Annotated in this window: 22 protein-coding genes; 19 read left to right on the top strand and 3 right to left on the bottom strand. The window is 63.6% G+C overall.

Features of this window, described 5'->3' with window-relative positions; genetic code table 11:
- Positions 1–179 precede the first annotated feature (179 nt).
- Genes C4K38_RS27410 through yacG form a run of 4 tightly spaced genes read left to right on the top strand, consistent with a single transcriptional unit; the run spans position 180 to position 3,092 of the window.
- Complete coding sequence (locus C4K38_RS27410) at positions 180–1,397, top strand: type II secretion system F family protein (protein WP_053280960.1); 1,218 nt, start codon at positions 180–182, stop codon at positions 1,395–1,397.
- 2 nt (positions 1,398–1,399) lie between these two features.
- Positions 1,400–2,272 (top strand): prepilin peptidase, encoded by an 873-nt coding sequence (locus tag C4K38_RS27415; RefSeq protein WP_025807493.1) that lies wholly within the window; start codon positions 1,400–1,402, stop codon positions 2,270–2,272.
- Entirely contained in the window at positions 2,269–2,892 is a 624-nt protein-coding gene (coaE, locus tag C4K38_RS27420; RefSeq protein WP_053280961.1) for a dephospho-CoA kinase, read from the top strand. The genes C4K38_RS27415 and coaE overlap by 4 nt, the downstream gene beginning before the upstream one ends.
- Positions 2,889–3,092, top strand: a complete 204-nt coding sequence (yacG, locus tag C4K38_RS27425; RefSeq protein WP_025807495.1) for a DNA gyrase inhibitor YacG — start codon at positions 2,889–2,891, stop codon at positions 3,090–3,092. The genes coaE and yacG overlap by 4 nt, the downstream gene beginning before the upstream one ends.
- A 4-nt stretch (positions 3,093–3,096) precedes the next feature.
- Here the strand turns inward: yacG and C4K38_RS27430 are convergent, their stop codons facing one another.
- The 3 genes from C4K38_RS27430 to C4K38_RS27440 form a co-directional block, all read right to left on the bottom strand.
- Entirely contained in the window at positions 3,097–3,312 is a 216-nt protein-coding gene (locus C4K38_RS27430; RefSeq protein WP_053280962.1) for a hypothetical protein, read from the bottom strand.
- A 65-nt stretch (positions 3,313–3,377) separates the two neighbouring features.
- The gene (locus C4K38_RS27435) at positions 3,378–4,067 is read right to left on the bottom strand and encodes an energy-coupling factor ABC transporter permease (RefSeq protein WP_025807497.1); all 690 of its coding nucleotides are present in this window, start codon (positions 4,065–4,067) and stop codon (positions 3,378–3,380) included.
- Complete coding sequence (locus tag C4K38_RS27440; protein WP_053280963.1) at positions 4,064–4,531, bottom strand: hypothetical protein; 468 nt, start codon at positions 4,529–4,531, stop codon at positions 4,064–4,066. The genes C4K38_RS27435 and C4K38_RS27440 overlap by 4 nt, the downstream gene beginning before the upstream one ends.
- A gap of 455 nt (positions 4,532–4,986) precedes the next feature.
- On the opposite strand from C4K38_RS27440, the gene C4K38_RS27445 reads away from it, so the two are divergent.
- From C4K38_RS27445 to C4K38_RS27515, 15 genes are all read left to right on the top strand, one after another.
- Entirely contained in the window at positions 4,987–6,423 is a 1,437-nt protein-coding gene (locus C4K38_RS27445) for an undecaprenyl-phosphate glucose phosphotransferase (protein WP_053280964.1), read from the top strand.
- Entirely contained in the window at positions 6,423–7,883 is a 1,461-nt protein-coding gene (locus tag C4K38_RS27450; RefSeq protein WP_053280965.1) for a mannose-1-phosphate guanylyltransferase/mannose-6-phosphate isomerase, read from the top strand. Before C4K38_RS27445 ends, C4K38_RS27450 begins: the two co-directional genes overlap by 1 nt.
- Positions 7,883–8,794 carry a glycosyltransferase family 2 protein gene (locus C4K38_RS27455; protein ID WP_053280966.1) on the top strand — a complete coding sequence of 304 codons (912 nt, stop codon included), beginning with the start codon at positions 7,883–7,885 and terminating at the stop codon, positions 8,792–8,794. The genes C4K38_RS27450 and C4K38_RS27455 overlap by 1 nt, the downstream gene beginning before the upstream one ends.
- A gap of 7 nt (positions 8,795–8,801) precedes the next feature.
- A complete protein-coding gene (locus C4K38_RS27460) occupies positions 8,802–9,635 on the top strand; it encodes a polysaccharide biosynthesis/export family protein (protein WP_053280967.1) in 834 nt (277 codons plus the stop codon).
- A 67-nt stretch (positions 9,636–9,702) separates the two neighbouring features.
- The gene (locus C4K38_RS27465; protein WP_053280968.1) at positions 9,703–11,685 is read left to right on the top strand and encodes a GumC family protein; all 1,983 of its coding nucleotides are present in this window, start codon (positions 9,703–9,705) and stop codon (positions 11,683–11,685) included.
- Positions 11,685–12,866 carry a glycosyltransferase gene (locus C4K38_RS27470; RefSeq protein WP_053280969.1) on the top strand — a complete coding sequence of 394 codons (1,182 nt, stop codon included), beginning with the start codon at positions 11,685–11,687 and terminating at the stop codon, positions 12,864–12,866. The genes C4K38_RS27465 and C4K38_RS27470 overlap by 1 nt, the downstream gene beginning before the upstream one ends.
- Positions 12,863–14,212 carry a glycoside hydrolase 5 family protein gene (locus C4K38_RS27475; protein WP_053280970.1) on the top strand — a complete coding sequence of 450 codons (1,350 nt, stop codon included), beginning with the start codon at positions 12,863–12,865 and terminating at the stop codon, positions 14,210–14,212. The genes C4K38_RS27470 and C4K38_RS27475 overlap by 4 nt, the downstream gene beginning before the upstream one ends.
- A gap of 25 nt (positions 14,213–14,237) precedes the next feature.
- Positions 14,238–15,452 carry a glycosyltransferase family 4 protein gene (locus C4K38_RS27480; protein ID WP_053280971.1) on the top strand — a complete coding sequence of 405 codons (1,215 nt, stop codon included), beginning with the start codon at positions 14,238–14,240 and terminating at the stop codon, positions 15,450–15,452.
- Positions 15,443–16,546, top strand: a complete 1,104-nt coding sequence (locus C4K38_RS27485; RefSeq protein WP_053280972.1) for a glycosyltransferase family 4 protein — start codon at positions 15,443–15,445, stop codon at positions 16,544–16,546. Before C4K38_RS27480 ends, C4K38_RS27485 begins: the two co-directional genes overlap by 10 nt.
- Complete coding sequence (locus C4K38_RS27490; RefSeq protein WP_053280973.1) at positions 16,546–17,943, top strand: O-antigen ligase family protein; 1,398 nt, start codon at positions 16,546–16,548, stop codon at positions 17,941–17,943. Before C4K38_RS27485 ends, C4K38_RS27490 begins: the two co-directional genes overlap by 1 nt.
- Complete coding sequence (locus C4K38_RS27495) at positions 17,940–18,761, top strand: acyltransferase (RefSeq protein ID WP_025807516.1); 822 nt, start codon at positions 17,940–17,942, stop codon at positions 18,759–18,761. The genes C4K38_RS27490 and C4K38_RS27495 overlap by 4 nt, the downstream gene beginning before the upstream one ends.
- A complete protein-coding gene (locus tag C4K38_RS27500) occupies positions 18,761–20,167 on the top strand; it encodes a lipid II flippase MurJ (protein ID WP_053280974.1) in 1,407 nt (468 codons plus the stop codon). Before C4K38_RS27495 ends, C4K38_RS27500 begins: the two co-directional genes overlap by 1 nt.
- 115 nt (positions 20,168–20,282) lie before the next feature.
- Complete coding sequence (locus C4K38_RS27505) at positions 20,283–20,912, top strand: DUF1780 domain-containing protein (protein ID WP_007924708.1); 630 nt, start codon at positions 20,283–20,285, stop codon at positions 20,910–20,912.
- 209 nt (positions 20,913–21,121) lie between these two features.
- Positions 21,122–21,295: a DUF3094 family protein gene (locus C4K38_RS27510; protein WP_009050926.1), complete on the top strand. Its 174-nt coding sequence runs from the start codon at positions 21,122–21,124 to the stop codon at positions 21,293–21,295.
- Between the two features lie 60 nt (positions 21,296–21,355).
- On the top strand, positions 21,356–22,654 hold the full coding sequence (locus tag C4K38_RS27515) for an NAD(P)/FAD-dependent oxidoreductase (protein ID WP_053280975.1): 1,299 nt from the start codon (positions 21,356–21,358) through the stop codon (positions 22,652–22,654).
- The last annotated feature ends 552 nt before the right edge of the window (positions 22,655–23,206 follow it).

Here is a 23,206-nt window from a genome sequence, read left to right on the forward strand (position 1 = left end):
GGCGAGCTACGCTGTCACTCGACCATCGATTGCATTCACTGCCCGACCCCGTCCAAGGAACGTATCGGGCCATTCAAACTCTATGAGCCGGACGCTGTGCCCCGCGCAGCGCTCCACTCACTAACGCACAGGGCATTGCCGGCCCTGGGGACATCCACCACTACCCGGGACTCGACACCATGGCGGTCAAGGCAGCAAAAGTCAGTGTTTACCTGTGGGAAGGCACCGACAGGCAAGGCAGCAAACTGCGCGGCGAATTGAGCGGCCATACCCCCTCGCTGATCAGGGCCCAATTGCGCAAGCAAGGCATCAGCCCGGCCAGGGTCAGGAAGAAATCCGGCTCGCTGTTCCAGCGCACGCCCCCGATCAAGGCCCGCGACATCAGCCTGTTCACCCGGCAGCTGGCGACCCTGCTCAAGGCCGGCGTACCGCTGCTGCAATCGTTCAACATCATTGCCGAGGGCTTCGACAACCCGAACATGCGCAAACTGATGGCCGAGCTGAAACAGGACATCGCCGCCGGCAGCAGCTTCACCACAGCGTTGCGCAAGAGGCCGCGGTATTTCGACGAGCTGTACTGCAGCCTGGTGGATGCCGGCGAACAGGCCGGGGCCCTGGAAACCCTGCTGGAGCGGGTGGCGACCTACAAGGAAAAAAGCGAAAACCTCAAGATGCGAATCCGCAAGGCCATGACCTATCCCCTGGCGGTGATCTGTGTGGCCCTGGTGGTGACGGGGATCCTGCTGGTCAAGGTGGTGCCGCAATTTCAGTCGATGTTCCAAGGCTTCGGCGCGCAGCTGCCAGTGTTCACCCAACTGGTCATTGCCCTCTCGGAATTCGTGCAGCGCTGGTGGTGGCTGCTGGCGGGTGGTCTGGTGCTCAGCGTGTTCGGCCTGCGCCATGCCCACCGGCACTCACCGCGCTTTCGCCAGTGGCTGGACGTGGGCCTGCTGAAACTGCCGTTGGTAGCGCCGCTGATGTACAAGTCCGCGGTGGCCCGCTACGCCCGCACCTTGTCCACCACCTTCGCCGCCGGGGTACCGCTGGTGGAGGCCCTGGGCTCGGTGGCCGGGGCCACCGGCAATCAGGTGTTCAAGCATGCGGTGAACCGCATCAGGCAGGACGTGGCGACCGGCATGCAGTTGCATTTTTCCATGCGTGCATCCGGTATCTTTCCCGGCATGGCCATCCAGATGACCGCCATCGGCGAAGAGTCCGGGGCCCTGGACGGCATGCTGGAAAAGGTCGCGATCCACTATGAGGAAGAGGTCGATACCCTGGTCGACACCCTGAGCAGTCTCATGGAACCCGTGATCATGGTAGTTTTGGGCACCCTCGTCGGCGGCCTGGTGGTCGCCATGTACTTACCCATCTTCCAACTCGGTACAGCGATCTGAACATGTCATTGACTGAGGTCCTGGCCAGCTACCCGCTGGTCTTCGTAGCATCGGTGCTGGTCCTGGGCCTGATTGTCGGCAGCTTCCTCAACGTGCTGATCTGGCGGCTGCCAAAGATGCTCGAGCGCGACTGGCATGCCCAGGCCCGGGACATCCTGGGGCTGCCCGTGGAACCTGCCGGGCCGACCTACAACCTGTTGCTCCCACACTCCCAGTGCCCTCACTGCGCGCACCCGATCCGCCCCTGGGAAAACATCCCAGTGTTCAGCTACCTGCTGCTGCGCGGACGCTGCTCGGCGTGCAAGACCCCGATCGGCCGGCGCTACCCGCTGGTGGAGCTGACCTGCGGCCTGGCCTCGGCGTTCGTGGCCTGGCATTTCGGCTTTGGCTGGCAGGCCGGCTTGATGCTGTTCCTGAGCTGGGGCCTGTTGGCGATGAGCCTGATCGATGCCGATCATCAACTGTTGCCCGACGTGCTGGTGCTGCCTCTGTTGTGGCTGGGCCTGATCGTCAATGGTTTCGACCTGTTCGTCAGCCTCCACGATGCGCTGTGGGGCGCCGTGGCCGGCTACCTGTGCCTGTGGTCGGTGTACTGGTCGTTCAAGCTGCTGACCGGCAAGGAAGGCATGGGGCACGGCGATTTCAAGCTGTTGGCCATGTTCGGCGCCTGGGGCGGCTGGCAGATTCTGCCGATGACCCTGCTGCTGGCCTCACTGACGGGGGCCCTGGCCGGGGTCGCCATGCTGCGCCGCAACCGCGCGCAAATGTCCACGCCTATCCCTTTTGGTCCCTTTCTGGCCATTGCCGGCTGGATTGCCTTGCTCTGGGGTGGTCAAATAACCGGCTCCTATTTGCAGTTTGTCGGTTTCAGATGACCAAGCCTGTTTTCAAACCCTGGATCCTCGGCCTTACCGGCGGTATCGGCAGTGGCAAAAGTGCCGCGGCCCAGCACTTCATCGACCTGGGCATCCACGTGGTGGATGCCGATCACGCCGCCCGCTGGGTGGTGGAACCCGGCCGCCCGGCCCTGGCCCGCATTGCCGAACATTTCGGCGACAGCGTGCTGCAGGCCGATGGCCAGTTGGACCGCGCTGCGCTGCGCAAGCTGATCTTCGAGGTGCCGCAACAACGCCTCTGGCTGGAAGCCTTGCTGCATCCGTTGATTGCCGATGAAATCGCCGCCCACCTGGCCCGCGCCGAGTCGCCCTACGCGATTCTGGTGTCACCGCTGTTGATCGAATCCGGGCAATACGCGATGACCCAGCGGATCCTGGTGATCGATGTGCCGCAGCAACTGCAGATCGAGCGGACCCTGCAACGCGACGGGATCAGCGAACAGCAGGTCCAGGCGATTCTCACGGCCCAGGCAACTCGCGAAGATCGCCTGAGCCATGCCGACGATGTGCTGGTCAACGACCGCGACCTCGCCTGGCTGCACAGCGAGGTCGAACGCCTGCATCACTTTTACCTTACCTTGCGTGGAGGCCAGTCATGAGCCAACCCCTGACCGTGGAATGTCCAACCTGCGGTGCGCCCGTGGAATGGACCGCGAACAACGTCAACCGTCCGTTCTGCTCGGACCGCTGCAAACTGATCGACCTCGGTGCCTGGGCTGCCGAAGAACACAAGATTCCGGTCAGCCCGGATGCCGAGGACGATCTGTTTTCCGACGACCTGCCGCCTCGCGCCCACTAAAGCCTCAAGGCCGCATGAAAGCGTAATCCTGGGTATCGTCGAGGTTCTCCGCGAGAAACTGCAACTCGTCGGCCAGATCCTCGGCGCTGCGCACCCGCCGACTCTCCTGCACCACCGCGCTGAGCAGGGCGCGCAGGCTCAAGCCCGGTTCGAACCCCTCTTCCTGCGCAGCATCCAGACTCTTGCGTACTTCCTGCCGCGCCCATTCATACACACTCATGGCCCTGCTCCCGAACGGTTTTCGCCGAGCATGGGACCGTGCCTGCCGAACGTGTTTGATATGGATCAAGAACGCGGATCGTCATCCTTCCAGGGCGCCGAGAGGTAGCGGGTGCGGTTGAAGGTTTCCAGCCACTCGGGGCAGAACACCACCAGGGCGCTGACCACCATGCCGTTGATGAAGGCCTCGGGAAAGATGATCAGCCACAGGTAGCCGACAAAGTCCTCCAGCCATTCCGGCATGGCAAAACGCCCGTCGAACCAGAGCAGCCCCAGACCCACCAACAGGCACAACAAGGCCGACAGCGCGGCGGCAAAAAAACCGGAACAGAAGATATACACAAAGGGATTACGCGGCTGCGCGCGCTCCACCAGGATCGCGCAGCATTCGGTGACCAGCACCGGCAGCAGGATCAGCAAGGCGCCGTTGATGCCGACCGCCGCCAGATCCTGGCGACCCAGCGCGACCAACCCCACCTGGGCAATCAGCCCGCCGACGATCGCCAGCGGCCAGTCCAGCAACAGGGTCACCGCCGTCATGCCGATGAAGTGGTAGGACACCCCGGTATCGAAATCCCGGCGCACCAACCAAAGCATGAACAACGCGAACACCGTACCGAACAGCAGATGCTGGCGCCGGCTGTCGCTGAACAACTCGACCCAGGGCGCGCGCCAGGCGGCCCAGAGCAGCACCGGCACATAGATCAGCCAGCCAGCGCCGAGAGTGAGCGGCGACAGCAGAGCCGCGCTGATCATGGTTGCGCCTGCTCCAGCGCTGTGCGCAGTTCGGCGACCGTGCCGTATTCCCGTTGAGCCACCAGCCGGCCATCGTCGAGCTGCAGCCACAGGACTTTATCCACAGCCCCGGCGTAGCGCGGCGCCACCCGTCCGTCACGGTCGAGCATGATCCGGTAGTCATAATCACGCATCGCCGGAACCGCGAACATCTTGGCGATCACCGCCGGCATGCGCTGGATGTCCGCCACGAATATCGTGTGCCGGGCTTCCAGATAACCCGCAGGCCGATCCTGCAAGGCGGCGTTGACCAGCTTGGCGCCATCCATGCTGCGCGCCACCAGCAGGGTCCGGGTCTGCCCGTCGAGACTGTAGGCCCGGTCGAATTGATCGAGCAAAGTCCAGGGCGCCAGGCGCTCACCGACTTCCACCGCGTGCGCCAGCAACGGCACGCAACCCAGCAACAGCAATGACCAATATCTCACAGCGTCTTCCCCTTCCTTTGGTTAGTTCGGCAGCGTCCAGTCTACACCGCCAGAGCACCTCGCCGGAGGGCTGCGCCAGCCATCAAGAACCCCGCAATCACGGGCCAAAGGGAATAAATCGCCACCGGTTGGACAAGAGCCCCCCCCTGAACAACACTCCATTCATCCGTCACGCCCTCGCTCACGAATGAGCCAACTTCGTGACACATGCCCAGGCTTTTATTCGTCCTGGATGCGCAGAACCGTCAAAAAACCGGTGCATAATGCAAAAAAAAGATTAATCTGCCACAATTAGTCAATTAGTTGACCATAAAGGCAAAAAAATAGTATTGTTTGGCCATCATAGGCCGCCAAAAAACAGACTTTTTTGCAGTAAGCCTTAGTTTTTTCAGCCTGCCTCTGTAGTGGCTTTACCCTTATCAGAGCTGGGTTTTACCTGGCAGCGACGGGATTCGATGCTTACAAAATCGATTGATAGCAGGTTTCTGACCCGAACCGGATTCATGGAACTCTTCATTTCGGGAGTGAAACTGACGCACGCCCTGTCCGCCGCCCTGCCTGGAATCCTGCTGCTCCTGAGTCTTGAATCCGCCAGCGCGGATATCTGGCCTACCGTACTTGGCCTGCTGCTGTTTTTTGCGGTGATCACCGTCATTCTGTTCCAGGCCCAGGGGGTCTACTCCGAAGAGTTCTTCAGCAATCGCCTGCGTCTGCGCACGATGTTGGTGGCCTGGACGTCCGCCTTCTGCATCCTGCTGGTCATGTACCTGGGGCTGCACCTGCTGCCGATCTTCAGCCTGCAGGACCTGGCTGTCTGGTTCATCGCCAGCCTCGTGCTGTTTGGCATCGAGCGCCTGTTCCTGCTGCGCCTGTTCCATTCGTGGATGGCCAGGGGCAAATACCTGCAACGCACGGTGATCCTCGGCTTCAGCGAGAGCGCGCTGTTCCTTGCCGAACACATGCAGCGCCACGGCGATATCCGCTCCGGCCTGATCGGGTTCATCGACGATCGCAGCGACCGCGTGCCCAAGGCCTTCTGCGACCTGCCCTTCCTGGGCAACACCCAGAACCTGGAAGAGCTGATCCGTTCCGAACAGGTCAACCAGGTACTGATCGCCCTGCCCTGGGCCGCGCACGCGCGCATCGGCGGGCTGGTGCACCGGCTGCGGCAGTTGTCGGTGAATGTCGCCCTGGTGCCCGACATCACCACCCTGCGTTTCGGCCACAACCGCATGACCGATGTCGGCGGCATCCTGATGTTCAACACCTCGGAGCTGCCATTGCGCGGCTGGGCGCCGCTGATCAAACGCTGCGAGGACATCCTGCTCGCCCTGCTGGGCCTGGTCCTGTTGTCCCCTGTGCTGCTGGCCACCGCAGTGGCAGTGAAACTCGATTCCAAGGGCCCCGTGTTGTTCCGGCAAAAGCGCTACGGCTACAACGACCGGCTGATCCGCGTGTTCAAGTTCCGCTCGATGTATGTCGAGCAGGCGGACCTCAATGCCGAACGGCAAACCACTCGGGAAGACCCGCGGATCACCCGGGTCGGACGTTTCATTCGCAAAACCAGCATTGATGAGCTGCCCCAGTTGTTCAATGTGCTGATGGGCAACATGTCGATTGTCGGGCCTCGCCCACATGCCACCGCCACCAAGGCGGCGGGAGTGCCGTTCGAACAGGCGGTGCGCGAATACAGCTCGCGCCATCGGGTCAAGCCCGGTATCACCGGCTGGGCGCAGATCAATGGCTACCGGGGAGAAACCGACACCCTGCAGAAAATCCAGAAACGAGTGGAGTACGACCTCGATTACATCTCCAAGTGGTCGGTCTGGCTGGATCTGTACATCGTTTTCATGACGGTTCCGGCCGTCCTCTCGACGAAGGAAGTCTACTGATGAGCGCATTCTCTGGATTGATCCCTTGCATTATTTCCGGCGGCTCCGGCTCGCGCCTGTGGCCTGTCTCTCGGCAGAACATGCCCAAGCCATTCATACGCATGCGCGATGGACAGAGCCTGCTGCAAAAAACCTTCGTCCGCGCCAGCAATCTGCCGGACGTCAGCTGCGTGGTCACGGTGACCAACCGCGACCTGCTGTTCCGCTCGCTGGACGAATACCGCAACGTCAATCAGGGCAAGCTGGGCCTCGACCTGCTGCTCGAGCCGTTCGGCCGCAATACCGCCGTGGCCATCGCCGTGGCGGCCCTGCATGTTCGCGAGTACTGGGGCGACGAGGCGCAGCTGCTGATCCTTCCGGCCGACCACCTGATCCTCGACCAGGATGCCTTCGCCACAGCCGTGGGCAAGGCGCGCAGCCTCGCCGAAGCAGGTTATCTGGCGACCTTCGGCATTCAGCCCGACAAACCCGAGACCGGTTTCGGCTACATCGAACAGGGCCCGGCGCTGCAGGAGGGTTTCCTGGTCGCGCGCTTCGTCGAAAAACCCAACCTGGTCACCGCCCAGGCCTACGTCGACAGTGGCGACTACCTGTGGAACGCCGGGATGTTCTGCTTCCGTGCCGATACCCTGCTGCAAGAACTGACCCTGCACGCTCCCGAGGTGCTGAGCGCCGCCCAGGCCTGCCTGGAACAAGGCATGACCCTGGACAACAAACACTGCCGCCAGCGTGAGCTCGACGCCGACAGCCTGGCCCGTGCCCCGGACGTTTCGATCGACGTGGCCCTGATGGAGCGCTCCGAGCGGGTCGCCGTGGTGCCCTGTGACCTGGGCTGGAGCGACATCGGTTCCTGGGATGCGCTGCGCCAGTTGACCCCGAGCGACGCCGCCGGCAACCAGGTCAACGGCGAAGCCATCCTGCATGACGTGAGCAACTGCTATATCGACTCGCCCAAGCGTGTACTGGGCGCCGTTGGCGTCAGCGACCTGATCATTGTCGACACCCCGGACGCGCTGCTGGTGGCCGATGCCTCGCGGACCCAGGACGTGCGCCATATCGTCACCGAACTCAAGCGCCTGGGCCACAGCGCCTACAGCCTGCACCGCACGGTCACCCGGCCGTGGGGGACCTACACCGTGCTGGAAGAAAGCAGCCGCTTCAAGATCAAGCGCATCATGGTCAAGCCCAAGGAGTCGCTGTCGCTGCAGATGCACCATCACCGCAGCGAGCACTGGATCGTGGTCAGCGGTGCGGCCCTGATCACCAATGGCGACCTGGAGGTCCTGCTCAACAGCAACGAATCCACCTATATCCCCGCCGGTCATAAACACCGCCTGAGCAACCCCGGGATCATCGACCTGGTGATGATCGAAGTGCAAAGCGGCGAGTACCTGGGCGAAGACGACATCGTGCGCTTCGAAGACGTCTACGGCCGCGCCCCGGTGCAGGTCAAACCATGATGAAGGTGGCGCTGATCATTCCCACCCGCAACGCCGGAGCGCACCTCGATCGGTTGCTCCCGGCGCTGACCGCCCAGACGCTGCAACCGGACACCGTGCTGGTGGTCGACAGCAGCTCGACGGACGACACCGTCAGCCGCTTCCGGCAGTTCGGTGCCCGGGTGGAGGTCATCGCCGCCCAGCAGTTCAACCATGGCGGCACCCGGCGCTGGGCGAGCGAACAGGTGGATGCCGACGCGCTGATCCTGCTGACCCAGGATGCGATTCCGGCCACGCCCCAGACCTTCGCCAACCTGATCCAGGAGCTGGAGGAGGATCCACGGATCGGCCTCGCCTACGGTCGTCAGCTGCCGCACCCCGGGGCCGGGATTCTCGAGGCGCAGTCGCGCCACTTCAACTACAGCCCGCAGAGCCGCAGCAAAAGCCTGGCCGACGCCGAGGAGCTGGGGATCAAGACCTGCTTCAGTTCGGACTCGTTTTCCGTCTACCGGCGCAGCGCCCTGCAAGCGGTGGGCGGCTTTCCCGAGGATGTGATCGGCAGCGAGGACGCCCACGTCGCCGCGCGCATGCTGCTCAACGGTTATCTGGTGCGCTATGCCGCCAGTGCGTGCGTGCAGCATTCCCACAGCTACAGTCTGATGCAGGAGTTCCGCCGTTATTTCGATATCGGCGTGTTTTATGGCCGCGAGCCCTGGATCCGCGAAGCCTTCGGCACCGCGGGCGGAGAAGGCAAACGTTACGTCCAGGCCGAGTTGCGCGCCTTGCGTGACGCCGGCCAGTTGCAACGCGTACCGGAAGTACTGCTGCGCAGCGCGCTGAAGCTGCTGGGCTATCGCCTCGGCCACGCCGAACAGCATCTGCCGACACCGCTCAAGCGTCGCTTGAGCATGTTCTCAAACTACTGGACCTGAGCTGTCAATGATGACTATTAACCGACCTTCCCGGCTTTGTCTGTTGAGCATCCTGACCGCCTCCCTGTGGCTGGGCGGCTGTTCGACTCCCGCGCATGTCGCGCTCCCCGACGGCGATACCCTCAAGGCCCGCCATGAGGCGGCACTGACCCTGGCCGACCTGCCACCCGCCCAGGTGCTGATCCAGAGCGGCGACACCCTGCGCATCGTGCGCGATGCCCAGGAGCCGGCCAGCTCCGACGACATGACGATGTTCGTGGTGCGACCGGACGGTTTCATCTCGATGCCCAACATCGGCCGGATCAAGGCCGCGCTGCTGACCCCGGAAGACCTGGGCAAGGAAATCACCAAACGCTACACACGTGTCTACCGCGAGCCCGAAGTGACCGTGAACATCGCCATTGCCCCGAGCAACCGGGTGTTCATCGGCGGCGCGGTGGCCAACCCGTCGTTCTTCAACCTGGCCGGAACCGTGTCGGTGGAACAGGCCCTGCTCAGCTCCGGTGGCGTGCTGCCCTCGGCCGACAGCTCCAACATCGCCCTGCTCAGGACCGGCCCCGACGGCAAGTACAAGATGTACTTCGTCGACCTCAGCAACATGCTCAGCAACCCCAATCATCCGCTGGTCGCCCTGCAGCGCGGCGACCTGATCTACGTGCCGCAATCGACCATCGGCAGCACGGTGGAAGCGGTGGACATGTACTTCACCAAGCTGTTCCCGATCAACAAGGGGATTGGTGTCGGCTTCAACTATGACCTCAACACCCAGGACGTGAAAAACAGCGGTAACACCATCAACAACTTCACCAGCAGTTCCACCGGTACCGGGACGGGGCAGTAAACAGGATCGATACGTTAGATCGGCCTCCATCAGCCACTGCTACAAGTACTTTCAACGGAGTGATCCCGTGATCGAAATACGCTCTCTACGCGACCTGTTACGCCTGTTCTTCATATTCCGCCGCGAGTTCAAGCTGGCGGTCATCACTACCATCGTGGTCGCGGTGCTGGGCGCCTTCCTGCTGCCAACGCGCTACGAGTCGGACGCGCGCCTGCTGGTCAAGCCCGGGCGCGACAGCACCACGGTGCCGATCGAGGCCGGTAATCGCCAGACGCTGATCTCGCCCAGCACCCAGCACGACCCGATCGTCGATGAGGAAAAGATGCTCACCGGTCGCCCCATCGTGCACATCGTCGCCCAGCGCTACCTGGAACTGAGCGCGGCCGCCGAACCCCAGGGTTTCTGGAAGACCCTCAAGTTCTACGCCAAGCAAGCCATGGGCACGGCCATCGACGCCCTGCGCAGCCTGCTGCAACTGGTCGGTCTGTCGGAGCCGCAGAGCCCGCAAGACCGCCTGGCGACCCGCCTGGAAAAGAACTTCCAGGCCAGCCATGAAGCGGGATCGTCGGTGATCGATATCAGCTTTACCTGGGACGACCCGGAAATCGCCCAGCAAGTGGTGAAGATCTGGGTCGACACCTTCCTCGAGGAGCGCGCCCGAGTGCTCGGGCGTAAAAGCCTCTATGCCTTCTATGAGGGCGAAGGCAACAAGGTCGCCGCGCAGATCCTCAGCCTCAAGGAACAGTTGCAGGGCCGCCTGAAGCAGATCGATTCGATCAGCGTCGAAGCTCGCCTGGAAAACCTCACCAGCCAGATCGACCGGCTGACCGACGCCCGGGTCAATGCGCAGAACCAGCTGTCCGGGATCAGCAGCTTCCTGATCAACGCCCGCCAGCAGATCCTCGATCAGCCCGGCGAAGTGGTGACCAGTCGCGAGACCAGCCTCAACCCGACCCAGCTCGACCTCAAGCGCCAGCTCAACACCCTGCAAGTGGAACGCGCGCGCCTGCTGCGCACCTATTTGCCCGAGGCGCCGGCGGTCAAGCAGATCGAACAGAACATCCACGACCTGCAGGCCCTCAGCGAACAGGAAGAGACCCGTCTGGAACGCTCGAAGAACACCGCGCCCAATAGCCTGGTGACCAACGTCAAGCAGCAGGTCATCGATGCCCAGCTGCAACAACGCCGGCTGACCGGGCAGATCGAGAACTACGACAAGACCCTTGCCGCCCTGCGTACCGAGCGCGACCGGGTACTGACCGACGAGCCTGAACTCAACCGCCTGACCCAGCAGTTGCGCACCGCCGAAAAGAGCTACGCGCTGTACTCGGAAAACCTGGAACAGGCGCGTATCGACCACGAGCTCGACAGCAGCCAGATCAGCAACATCGCGATCATCGAGCACGCCACCTTCAACCCGGCGCGGGTCTTCCCCAAGAGCCTGCTGATCCTGCTGTTCGCTATTCCCGCGGGGATCGCCGTGGGTCTTTTGACCATCTATGTCTGCTACCTGCTGGACCAGCGCATCCACGACGGCTCGCGCCTGCCGGAGCTGTTCCAGGTGCCGCTGTGGGGCAGCGTGCCGGACCTCGAGGACGCCACGCCCGCGGCAATGACCGCGAGCATCTACCGCCTCTACAGCCTGTTGCCCATGGACCGCATCGAGAGCCAGGGCTTGACCCTGGGCCTGACCTCGGCGCGCCATGGCGAAGGCGTGAGTTTCATCCTCGAACGCCTGCGCCGCCTGCTGGAGGAACGCGGCCAACGCGTGCGGGTCAACGACAGCGCGCCGGCCCAGCCCGGTGAAGTGCTGCTGCTGGACGCCTCGGCCCTGCTGTCGAACCAGGAGGCCTTCCTGATCCTGCGCCGCGCCGACCTGATCGCCCTGGTGATCGAGGCTCGGACCAGCACCGTGCCGATGATCGAGAATGCAATGTCGCTGCTGACCACCGCTTTCGGCAAGGTCGACGGGCTGATCCTCAACCGTCGCCGCTTCGAAGTGCCGTCCAGGGTGTTGGAGCGGATCAACAGCTGGCGCGGTGCGGCCTGATGCGTATCGCCTTGCTGGCCCCGCTGCCGCCGGAACAGACCGGTATCGCCGACTACGCCGCGCATTTCAGCAATGCGCTGCGCGGCCTTGGCATCGAAGTGCTGACACCGCTGGCCGGCTGTCACGATCCAGCGGAGCAGCTGACGCGCCTGCGCGCCTTCGACTGGACGGGCGTCGACCTGGTGCACGCCGAACTCGGGGGTGGCCGCTTCGGCGAATTCCAGGCGCTCGACTACCTGAGCACCGAACAACCGCGGATCCCCCGCACGGCCACCGTGCATGACCCGGAACGCCTGATCTGGCGGCGCGCCCGGCTGTTCTGGCCGCTGACCCTGCTCGAACGCCTGCCGCACCCGCTGCCGCAAGCGGCGGCGCTGCTCGCCGACCCGCTGACCCTGCACGAAGAACGGCGCCTGGCCCGCGGCATGCGCCGGCTGATTACCCTGACCCGGCTGGGCGGCGACTGCCTGCGCCAGCGCATGGGCCTGCAACCGCAACAGGTGGCGGTGATCGCCCACGGCAACCTGCCGATCCCCGCGGCCGAACTGCCGCCGCTGGTGCCATTGCGCCTGCTGTACTTCGGCTTCATCTACCGCGGCAAGGGCATCGAGGACCTGATCGAAGCCCTGGCCCGCACCCTGGCGGCCAACCCGCAGTGCCGTGGTCAGGTGCGCCTGACGCTGGCCGGTGGCACCGCCCCGGAAATGACCTTCGACCCGGCCGGCAACTACCTCGACGGCCTGCGCCAGCGCATTCGCGAACTGCAACTGGACGATGTGGTGGACTGGCAACTGGACCTGCCGTCCGCCGAGATCGCCAGCACCATCCAGGCCCACCATGTGATGGTGCTGCCGTACCGGGAATCGAAAAAACTCGCCTGGCTCGGCCAGATGCGCGGCACCAGCGGCGCCCTGTCCTGGGCCAATGCCTGTGGTCGCGGGGTTATCACCTCCAATGCCCGGGCCTTTGCCGAGGAGGTTGCCGGCGGCAATGGCGTGACCTATCAGCAAGGCGATGTCGAAGCGCTGAGCCAGCACCTGAGCCGCCTGGTGCTGGAGCCCGAACTGGCGCGCCAGTGGGCCGCGCGGGCCAGCGAAGCCGGGCAACAGCGCGAGTGGAGCGCCACCGCGCGGCGCTTCGCCGAACTGTTCAATGAAGTGTGTAAGGAGCGATCGAAATGAAGACCCGACCAGGCCTCGAACGTCGCCCTCTATTGCGCTATCTGCCGCTGGTGGCCGCGCTGGCGGTGGGCGGCGCCCTGCTGCTCAGCGAACAGGTCGATGCCACGCCAATCAACCTGGCCCCCGATCGCACCCTGGTGTGGAAGGACTACCTGGGGGTCAACGCGCACTTCCTGTGGTTCACCCCGCAGCAATACCGCAAACAGATCGCCGCCTATAAACAGCTCGGCCTGCAATGGGTACGGGTCGACCTGCACTGGGATCGGCTCGAGCCCACCGAAGAGGGTTACCAGCTCAGCACCCTCGACGAACTGGACCGGACCCTGAGCGATTCGAAACTCAAATCGCTGTTCTACCTGGTGGGCTCGGCGCCCTTCGTCACCACCGCCCCCAAGGGTGGGCCCTTCCAGGATCAGTACCCGCCGCGGGATCCGAAAGTCTTCGCCACGCGCATGGCCATGCTGGCCCAGCGTTACCCGAACATCGACGCCTGGCAGGCGTGGAATGAACAGAACATACCCAACAACTGGCGGCCGAAACCCGATGCCAAAGGCTACGGCGAGCTGTTGCTGGCAACTCATCAAGCCCTGAACCAGGTGGCGCCGGACAAGATCCAGGTCATGGGCGGCATGGCCTACTACAGCCAGATGCCGACCCAGCGCAACGCGCTGATGTTCGAGAAACTCGGCGAACTGGGCGTGCAGAGCCTGGGCATGGTCGCCGCCTATCACCCGTATTCGGAAACCCCGGAAAGCGATGAGCCGGGCAAGAACGAAGTGCTGCTGCGCGGCAAGCAGCTCAACGACATGCTGCACGGCGCCGGCCTGAAGAGGGTCTGGGCCACCGAGTGGGGCTGGTCGAGCTACGCGGGGCCCAAGGAGATGCAGCGGCTGATTGGCGTCGACGGCCAGGCCGACTACACCCTGCGCCGCCTGGCGTTGATGAGCGATCAGGACTACGAGCGGATCTTCCTCTTCGCCCTTTCCGATCTCGACTCGCGCGCCTCGGCCCGCGACCAGCATTACGGCCTGCTCGACCTCAACGGCGAACCCAAGCCGGTGTACAAGGCGCTCGCGCAGTTTCTCGAGATTACCGGCGCACGCCTCAAGCCCGGCAAGACACCGGAGCTTGCAAACCTGCCCGACACTTTCTACAGCGTGTCCTGGACCCGCGACGACGGTAAGCGCCTGCTGATGTTCTGGAGCGCCAAGGGCGGCACCATCCGCTTGCCCCAGGTGCAGCAGGCCGAGCTCTACGATCCGCTCAGCGGAACCCGGGCCAGTCTCGACGCCGCGGACGGCATCCAGCCGACCGTGAAATCGTCCCTGCAGATTCTCGTGTGGTAATCGATCTCGACCTGGAGTGCCGTACGTGAAGATTCTCTGGATTCTCCCCTACCTGCCCTGGCCCATGACCAGCGGTGGCAAGACTCGCCAGTTTCACTTGCTGCGGACCTTGAGCGAGAGGGGTCACCGCATCACCTTGCTGGTGCAATCGAAGACCGAGGCCGATGCCGCCACCCGCGCCGCCCTCGAGCCCTGGCTGGAACGCCTGATCGTGGAACCCCGGCGCCCACTGAAACACCCGGTCACGCTGCTGGCCGGACTGTTCGCACCCTGGCCGCTGCTGACCACGGTCAACGGCGTGTCGCGTCCTTTGCGCGAGCGCTTCGACAGCCTGCTGCAGGAGCCCTGGGATGTGATCCAGGTCGAGCACAGCTACAGCCTGCAACCCTATCTGCAACCGCTGCGGCGGGCCGGCCGGGACTTCGTGCTCACCGAGCACAACCTCGAATCCAGCCTGGGCGGCGCGACCTATGACCGCTTCCCGGCCTGGGCCAGCCTTTTCGTGAGCTACGACCAATGGCGCTGCCGGCAGTGGGAACGCAAGGCGTTCGACGCGGCCCGCCAGGTGGTCGCGGTGACTGAAAGCGACGCCCGGGCCATGCGCCAGCTGACCCGTACCCCGGTCGAGGTAGTGGTCAACGGCGTCGACAGCCGCAGCTTTGCCGAGGTCTCGGCCGACCCGCAGAGCCAGCGGGTGCTGTTCGTCGGCAACTACGAATACGCACCGAACCTGGACGCCGTGCAATGGATGCTCGACGAGATTTTCCCGCGGGTCTGGAGCCATTGCCCCGAGGCGCGCCTGGCAGTGGCCGGGTATGCCTTGCCGGCCAGTTGGCCCGAACGCTGGACCGACAGCCGCATCGAGTGGGTCGGCTTCGTGCCGGACCTGCCCGATCTGCAACGACGTTGCGCGCTGTTCATCGCGCCGTTGCGCCAGGGTGGCGGCTCCAAGCTCAAGGTGCTCGAAGCCATGGCCGCCGGCCTGCCGCTGGTCAGCACCGCACAAGGCGCCTCGGGCCTGGCCATCCGCCCCGAGGAACATTACCTGGCAGGCGACAATGCCCAGGCCCTGGCCGATGCCGTGATTCGCCTGTTGAGCGAGCCGTCCCGCGCCGCCCAACTGGCCGGCGCTGCCCGCCTGTATGCCCGCCAGTATCACGACTGGGCCGTGGCCGGTGACGAACTGGAACAGATCTACCGGACTCTGCCCTCCACACAGGAGCATCCCGCATGCGTGTAGCCCTCGATTATCGTCCGGCCACGGTCGCTCCCTCCTCGGGCATCGCCCGTCAGGTCAAGGCACTGGAACAGGCCCTGCGCGCCCGTGAAGACACCGAATTGCTGCTGGTGAGCGAAGCGCCACTGGAGCATGAGCAACGCCAGACCGCCTTCTGTCCGGCCTGGCCGAGCCCCCTCGATGGCGTGCAACGCCCCGGCGTGCGCCTGCGCTTCGAACGCAAATTCTTGCCGGCGACCATTCGCGAGCAGTCGGTCGACCTGTACATCGCCACCGCCAACATGGGCCTGCCCATCGGCCACAAGCCGGCGGGTACCCGTTATGTGCTGATCCTGCATGACCTGTTCCAGCTGACCCAGCGCAACTTCCACCGCTCGCAGCTCAAGGCCCTGGCCTATCGACTGATCGATGCCGTGTCGATCGCCTGGTCGATCTGGGTCGCCGATGAAGTCTGGTGCCCTTCGCGGTTTTCCTGCAGCGAAGCGGCCCGGCTGTTTCCCTGGGCGCGGCCGAAGTTTCGTGTGTTGAACAACCTGGTGCCAGAGTTCCAGGGCGCCATCGGTCCGCTGCCGGCGGGCCTGCCCGAGCGCTACTGGCTGGCCGTCGGGACACGGGAGCCGCGCAAGAACATGCCGTTCTTCATCGAGCAGTGGCAGCGCTGCCGCCAGGAAAACCCGCAAGTGCCGGAGCTGGTCCTGGTCGGGCATGCCAGCGATCTGCCGGCGAACCTGAGCCAGTTGCCCGGCCTGCATTGGGTCAATGGCGTCAGCGACGAGCAGTTGCAGGCCCTGTACCAGCATGCCGACTGCCTGTGGCAACCCTCCTACGCCGAAGGCTTCGGCCTGCCGGTGGTCGAGGCGCTGTGGCAGGGCACGCCGGTGGCGGTGGCCAGGGGCTCGGCCCTCGACGAGGTCTCTCCGCCCAGCGCGCGACGCTTCAATGCCCGTGATCGCGCCAGCCTGCGCAACGCACTGATCGAACAGGCCCAGGACAGCAACAGACCGGATCCGGACACCCTGCGCGACTGGGCCCGGCAATTTTCCGAGCCGACCTACCGCCAGCGCCTCAATACCTTGCTCACAGGGCTCTTTCACTGATGCTGCCAGGAAAATTCATTGGCCTGACCCTGGGGTTGATCTTCGGGATTCTGTTGTGGGCCCTGCCACCGGCAAAAGTCATCTTCGTGGTGATCGGCCTGGCCGTGACCCTGACGCTGATCCGCAAGCCGCTGTGGGGCCTGCTGATCTTCGCCGTGCTGGCCACCTGCATCCCCTACACCACGCTGCAACTGGGGATTCGCACCACGGTCAGTGAAGCGGTGCTGGGCCTGACCTGGGTCGGGTTGTTCTGGCAATCGTTCATCGGCAAGACCCGCAACCTCATGCTCTGGCGTCCCACCGAACGGGCCATGGTCTGGTTGATGCTGTTCAGCGCCATTCCCTTTGTCTGGGGCATGCTGATCATTCATGCCGATGGCAACGGCCCGGTGAACTGGGTGCGCTGGCTGATGAACCTGTCGCTGCTGTTCATGGTGCCGCTGCTGCTGCGTACCGATGCCGACCGCGACAAGGTGGTGATCGCCCTGTTGCTGGGCACTCTGCTGATGCTGCTGTTGTCGATCGGCATGTTCATCAAGTCGCGCAACGCGATGTCGATGATCCCGATCCTCACCGACCTCAAGTACGCCCACCCGGAAGCGGTGAAGGACATCTTCTCCGCCAACTACCAGCGCATGGCATCGCCCTGGGTTCACCCCAACCTCACCGGCGGCGTGCTGGTGTTGTTCATTCCCCTGGCACTGCTCTACGGCTGGACCCGGACCGGTGCGCGCCGGGCCCTGGGGCTGGCGGTGGCGATCCTCGGTTGCGCCGGGCTGCTGCTGAGTATTTCCCGCGGGGCGATCCTGGCCCTGGCCCTGGTGCTGCTCTGGCTGACCTACAAACGCGTGCCCTACAGCGGTCGGATCATCGGCCTCGGGGCGGTTTTCGCGGTGGCCCTGGTGATGTTCTATCCGCCGTTGCAGGAACGCCTGATGACCATGTTCTCGGCGACCAACGCCAGTACCGAAGTACGTTTCGAGGAATACGAGAAATTCCCCGAGGCGATGATGCGCTACCCGCTGGGCATCGGCTTCAAGGTCGATCCGCCGGTACCGGGCACCGACCTGCCGGGTATCTCCAACCTGTGGCTGAACTTCATCTACAAGATCGGTATTCCGGGGATGCTGCTGTTCATCGCCGTCACCCTGATGTGGTGGCGCGAGGTGCGCCCACTGGCGCCGATCCGTCAGATAACCGCTGACAACGCACTGTGGCTGGGCTGCATTTCCGGCCTGCTGGCGGCGTTGCTGACGGGTCTGTTCGACCACTACTTCAGCTTCACTTTCGTGCTGATCGGTCTGTTCTGGCTGTTGATGGGCATGAGCCTGCAACAGGTCCGGTTACGCCCGGCCATCACCCTCCCCCCCATCAACCCCAAGGATCGCCAAGCATGAAACACCGTATTTTCCATTCTGCGGATCTGCCGGAACGCCTGCCTGCCCTGGCCTCGGAGCTGGGCGTCAGCCACGATGAACTGCTCGAGGCCTACAGCTGGGGGCTGAACAACGACGTGCTGTTCGTCGAGGGCGACGGCGAGCAGGCGCGCTACAGCATCTCCTCGGTGGACATCGAACAGATCATCGAACATCCCCTGGCCCGAAGCCTGTATCGCCGCTTGAAGCAGGACATCCCCACCACCCTGGTGCCGCGCTACGGCAAGAACCTGGCCACCCTCAAGGACCGCTGGTTGCGGGCCTGGGAACAGGCCTACAACATCCTGATCAACAAGATCCCCAGCCATCACGTGCGCATCGCCTGGCTACGCCTGGGCGGCGCGAAAATCGGCAAGGGCTCGACCATCTGGCGCAACACCGAGGTGCTGGGGGTGGAAAACCTGGTGATCGGCGATGACAGCGTGGTCGCCTGGCATTGTCAGGTCGACGCCCGGGCCGGGCTGATCATCGGCGATCATGTGACGATCGCCTCTCACGTGCTGATTCTCGCCGGCGGCCATGACCCGATGAGCCCCGAGTTCTGGTCGATATCCGCGCCCATCTACATCGATGACTACGCCTGGATCGCCACCCGGGCGCTGATCGCCCATGGCTCGCATATCGGTCGCGGGGCGGTAGTGACCGCCAACACCCTGGTGGCCAAGGCCGTTCCCCCCTACAAGATCATCGGTGGCAGCGGTGCCAAACCCATGGGCGAGCGCCCTCACGACCTGAACTACAAGGTGGGTGGCAAAGGCCTGTTCACCCTGTTCTATTGATGCTCGGCAGCACCCTGCTACTGACCCTGGCGACCCTCGCCGGGCTGCTCGCCGGTTTTGCCCGCGAATGGCTGCTGGTGGCGGCCTGGGGCGCGGGCAGCCGCAGCGATGCCTTCCTGGTCGCGGTGTTCATTCCCGAAGCCCTGCGCATGACCCTGGCGGCCGGTATCCTGGCGGCCGCGGCCCTGCCGCTCTATCAGGAGCGCGACGCCCAGCGCCAGCACGCCTGGCTGGCCGGCCTGAGTCCGCGCCTGCTGGGCCTGGGACTGGGGCTGTATGCCCTGCTGGCCTTGAGCGCACCACTGTGGATCCGCCTGATCGGTCCCGGGCTCGACAGCGCAGCCCAGGCCGAAGCCGCCGCCAATCTGCGCAGCCTGGCCGCCTGTATCCCCGGCCTGCTCCTGCATGCGCTGTTCAGCATTCCGCTGCACGCCCGGCAACGTTTTGTCCTGCCGGGGCTGGGCTCGCTGCTGTTCAACCTGCCACCGGTGCTTTATCTGTTTTTCTACGGCCAGGCGAGCCTGGGCTCCGGCCTTTCGCTGGCGTTTTTTCTCGGCAGCCTGCTGATGTGCCTGTCGCTGGTGCCGGCGATCTGGCAAATCGGCTGGCGCCCCTGGCAGATCCGCGGGGACGTTGGAGCCAGCCGTGAATTGCTCGTGCGCCTCGGCCCGCTGCTGACCAGCAACCTGGCCAGCCAGGGCCTGGCGCTGGTGGAACGGGTGGTCGCCAGCTACCTGGGCGAAGGCGCGGTGACCTGGGTCAACCTGGCGCGCAAGCTGATCAACCTGCCGTTGATTGCCTTGATGAGCCTGAACCAGGTCCTGCTCGGTTTGATGAGCGGCAAGTCCGGCGATCAGCGCCTGGGGCTGTTGCATCGCGGGCTCGACGCCGCGACCCTGCTGAGCCTGCCAGCCGCCCTCGGCCTGGTGGGCGCCAGCCCGGCGCTGATCCACTGGTTGCTACCCGCCCAGAGCGCCGACGGGCCGCTGCCAGCGCTGCTGGGCTGGTTCGCCGTGTCCCTGGTGTTCGGCGCCTGGAACGCCATGCTCGCGCGCTACGCCTATGCCGCCGGCGATACCCGAACGCCGCTGTACTGCGAACTGCTCGGCAGCCTGCTCAACGCCTTGCTGCTGGCGGGCTTGCCGCTGATTACGGGGTTGAATGCGATTCCCCTGGCCGCCCTCGGCGGCGTGATTCTGACCAACCTGTTGCTGATGCAGCGCCAACAGTTGCTCAGCCTCATCAGTTGGCCGGCGCGCTGGGCCGTCAGCGCCATTCTGCTGGGTGCCGCGGCGCTGCTGTTGCATCCGCTGCTGAATGTCTGGCTGCAACTGGGGCTCAGCACAGTGGCCGGGCTGCTCCTGCTGATCGCCCTGGGCCTCTGGCTGAAACCCTGGCGGGCCTGAAGGAGCGGCAGAGGGTTGACCTGATGTCACACTTATCCGTTATAAGTGCAGTCAGCCCCCGCCGACCCGGCAGAGTGTATTTCTTGGATCAGCGTTTGGACGCTAAGCTTGGACTATGGATGACTCAGATTACCTGCGCCTGCTCACTATTCAGGCCGAACAAGCCAATGCGTTCCTGTCCAATGCGCGCAAATGGGAGCGTGAGCGTTGGGTCTGCCAACGCCTGCTGCAAGGCTTGAACATCCCCTACCGTGCCGACGAGTTCACGCCCGCTGGGCAGGAACCGCCGGACGTACTGTTTCGCGAAGCCTGTTTCGAGGTGTTCTTCGTGCTGGACGAAGGCCGCCGCCTCAACGACGAATGGCGCGACGAATTGCAACGGCGCCGCAGTGCCTTCTCCCTCAGCCAACTGGTGCGGCGCGAGGCCAAGCCCAAGCGCATTCCGGCCAACGAACTGTTGCTCAGGCTGGCCCCGACCCTGCGCAAGAAAGCCCACAACTACAAAGAACGTGGCATGGACCTGGGGGAGCTGGACATCATCGCCTTCGCCAGCCTCAAGCGCGAAGTGCTCGACCTCAACAGCCACTTCCCGCCACCGACCGAGTATCTGCGCCAGGGCTGGCGCTCGTTGTCGCTGGTCGGGCCGACCTTCGCCCGCGTGCTGTTCGCCCATCCCGACGCGCCGGACTTCCTGCGCGGCAACCTGGGGCGCAGCATCCTCTTCGACGTCGGTATCAGCCTGTAGGCCGCCTGGAGCGGAATTTCCCGGCCCCCTTCAGGCCATCGTGGCATGGCGCAAACACCCTGCGAGTGTTACAAAGCGCAATCACTCGCGCGATGACAAGGTCCGCATCCGCGAGCAGCTACGCTCCGTTCCATGCCGCATAGCCCGACAAGATGGCACTGCGCTGTAACCTTCATACTTTTCGCAACGTCTAGCTGACGAGGCTTTTTATGACCAGCCGCCTGAACCCCGACGACCAACGCCATGTCGAAGAATACCTGCAACTGGCCCAGCACCGAGTCGAGCGCCGGCCCTTCCGGCCGTGGATGCTCCTCGTGATAGTCGTGACCATCACCATTGGCCTGGGCTTGCTGAGCCGACTTATCAGTTACCTGACGCTATGAGCTGCATCGCGCTCGCTCGGGTAACCGTACCGATTTCTTTTAGCCTTGCGAGATATCCCCATGACTCATCGTATTGTCATCGTTGGCGGCGGCGCCGGCGGTCTGGAGTTGGCTACCCGTCTGGGTAAGACTCTGGGCAAGCGCGGTACCGCCAGTGTGATGCTGGTCGACGCGAACCTGACCCACATCTGGAAGCCCCTGCTGCATGAAGTGGCTGCCGGCTCGCTGAACTCTTCCGAAGACGAACTCAACTATGTCGCCCAAGCCAAATGGAACCACTTCGAGTTCCAGCTGGGCCGCATGAGCGGGCTCGACCGTCAGCAGAAGAAAATCCAGCTGGCCGCCACCTACGACGAAAACGGCCTGGAGCTGCTGCCGGCCCGCGAGCTGGGGTATGACACCCTGGTGATCGCCGTGGGCAGCACCACCAACGACTTCGGCACCCAGGGCGCCGCCCAGCACTGCCTGTTCCTCGACACGCGCAAGCAGGCCGAGCGCTTCCATCAGCAACTGCTCAACCACTACCTGCGCGCCCACGCCGGGCAGACCGATGTGGTCGAGCAGATCAGCGTGGCTATCGTCGGTGCCGGCGCCACGGGCGTCGAACTGGCCGCCGAGCTGCACAACGCCGCCCATGAGCTGGCGGCTTACGGCCTGGACCGGATCAAACCGGAAAACATGCACATCACCCTGATCGAGGCCGGGCCACGGGTACTGCCAGCCCTGCCGGAGCGGATTGGTGGGCCGGTACACAAGACTCTGGAAAAACTCGGGGTCAAGGTGATGACCAATGCCGCGGTCAGCGAGGTGACCGCCGACAGCCTGATCACCGCCGATGGCCAGGTAATTGCCGCCAGCCTGAAAGTCTGGGCCGCCGGGATTCGCGCACCGGGTTTCCTCAAGGACATCGACGGCCTGGAAACCAACCGCATCAACCAGCTGCAAGTCTTGCCGACCCTGCAGACCACCCGCGACGAGAATATCTTCGCCTTTGGCGACTGCGCCGCCTGTCCGCAACCGGGCACCGATCGCAACGTTCCGCCGCGGGCCCAGGCGGCTCACCAGCAGGCATCGCTGCTGACCAAGTCGCTGAAACTGCGCATCGAAGGCAAGGCCCTGCCGGAGTACAAATACACCGACTACGGTTCGCTGATTTCGCTGTCGCGTTTTTCCGCCGTGGGCAACCTGATGGGCAACCTGACCGGCAGCGTGATGCTCGAAGGCTGGCTGGCGCGGATGTTCTATGTGTCGCTGTACCGCATGCACCAGATGGCGCTCTACGGCCCGTTCCGCACCGCCATGCTGATGCTCGGCAGCCGGATCGGCCGCGGCACCGAGCCACGCCTCAAGCTGCACTGAATCTGAGCCTGTAGACCAGGACAGAGTGCCCCGAGCGATCGGGGCATTTTTTTGCGCCCTGTTCAACACGGACTCAGGCAAACAGGCAGGCTGTTAAAGATCGAAGCTCTTAGATATTTCCCGCACCCCACCTCCAACTTTCCGAGCAGCTTTAAGATTAGTCTTAACTCTAAAATAGAAGAGCCGCCTGACTTAGCCCCCACATCCAAAAGTTGCTCCCTCCGGGCGTACCGAATACATACGCCTACCTCCGCGCCACCTCTTACTGCGTTATGTAGATAGCGGGCCCGATAGTATTCAAGACGCCACTCATGCTCTATCTAGTTGCATTGATAGTTTGTCCCGCACGCTTAAACCTTCGACTAAAACCTGACCAACACAAGGATTAACCCATTAAAAACAGCTGCTTATATAAAAAAATAGAAGATTTTGGCGGCGATCATCCCGTTTAGCTGCCGACAGGCATTCCGACAATTTTATGCTATCCGATCAAATTTTAAGAATCTTCTTATTGAAATATTATCAGGCAAAAAAGTATTAGCAGTCATTCAA

Source organism: Pseudomonas chlororaphis subsp. piscium (assembly GCF_003850345.1).
GTDB lineage: Bacteria > Pseudomonadota > Gammaproteobacteria > Pseudomonadales > Pseudomonadaceae > Aquipseudomonas > Aquipseudomonas piscium.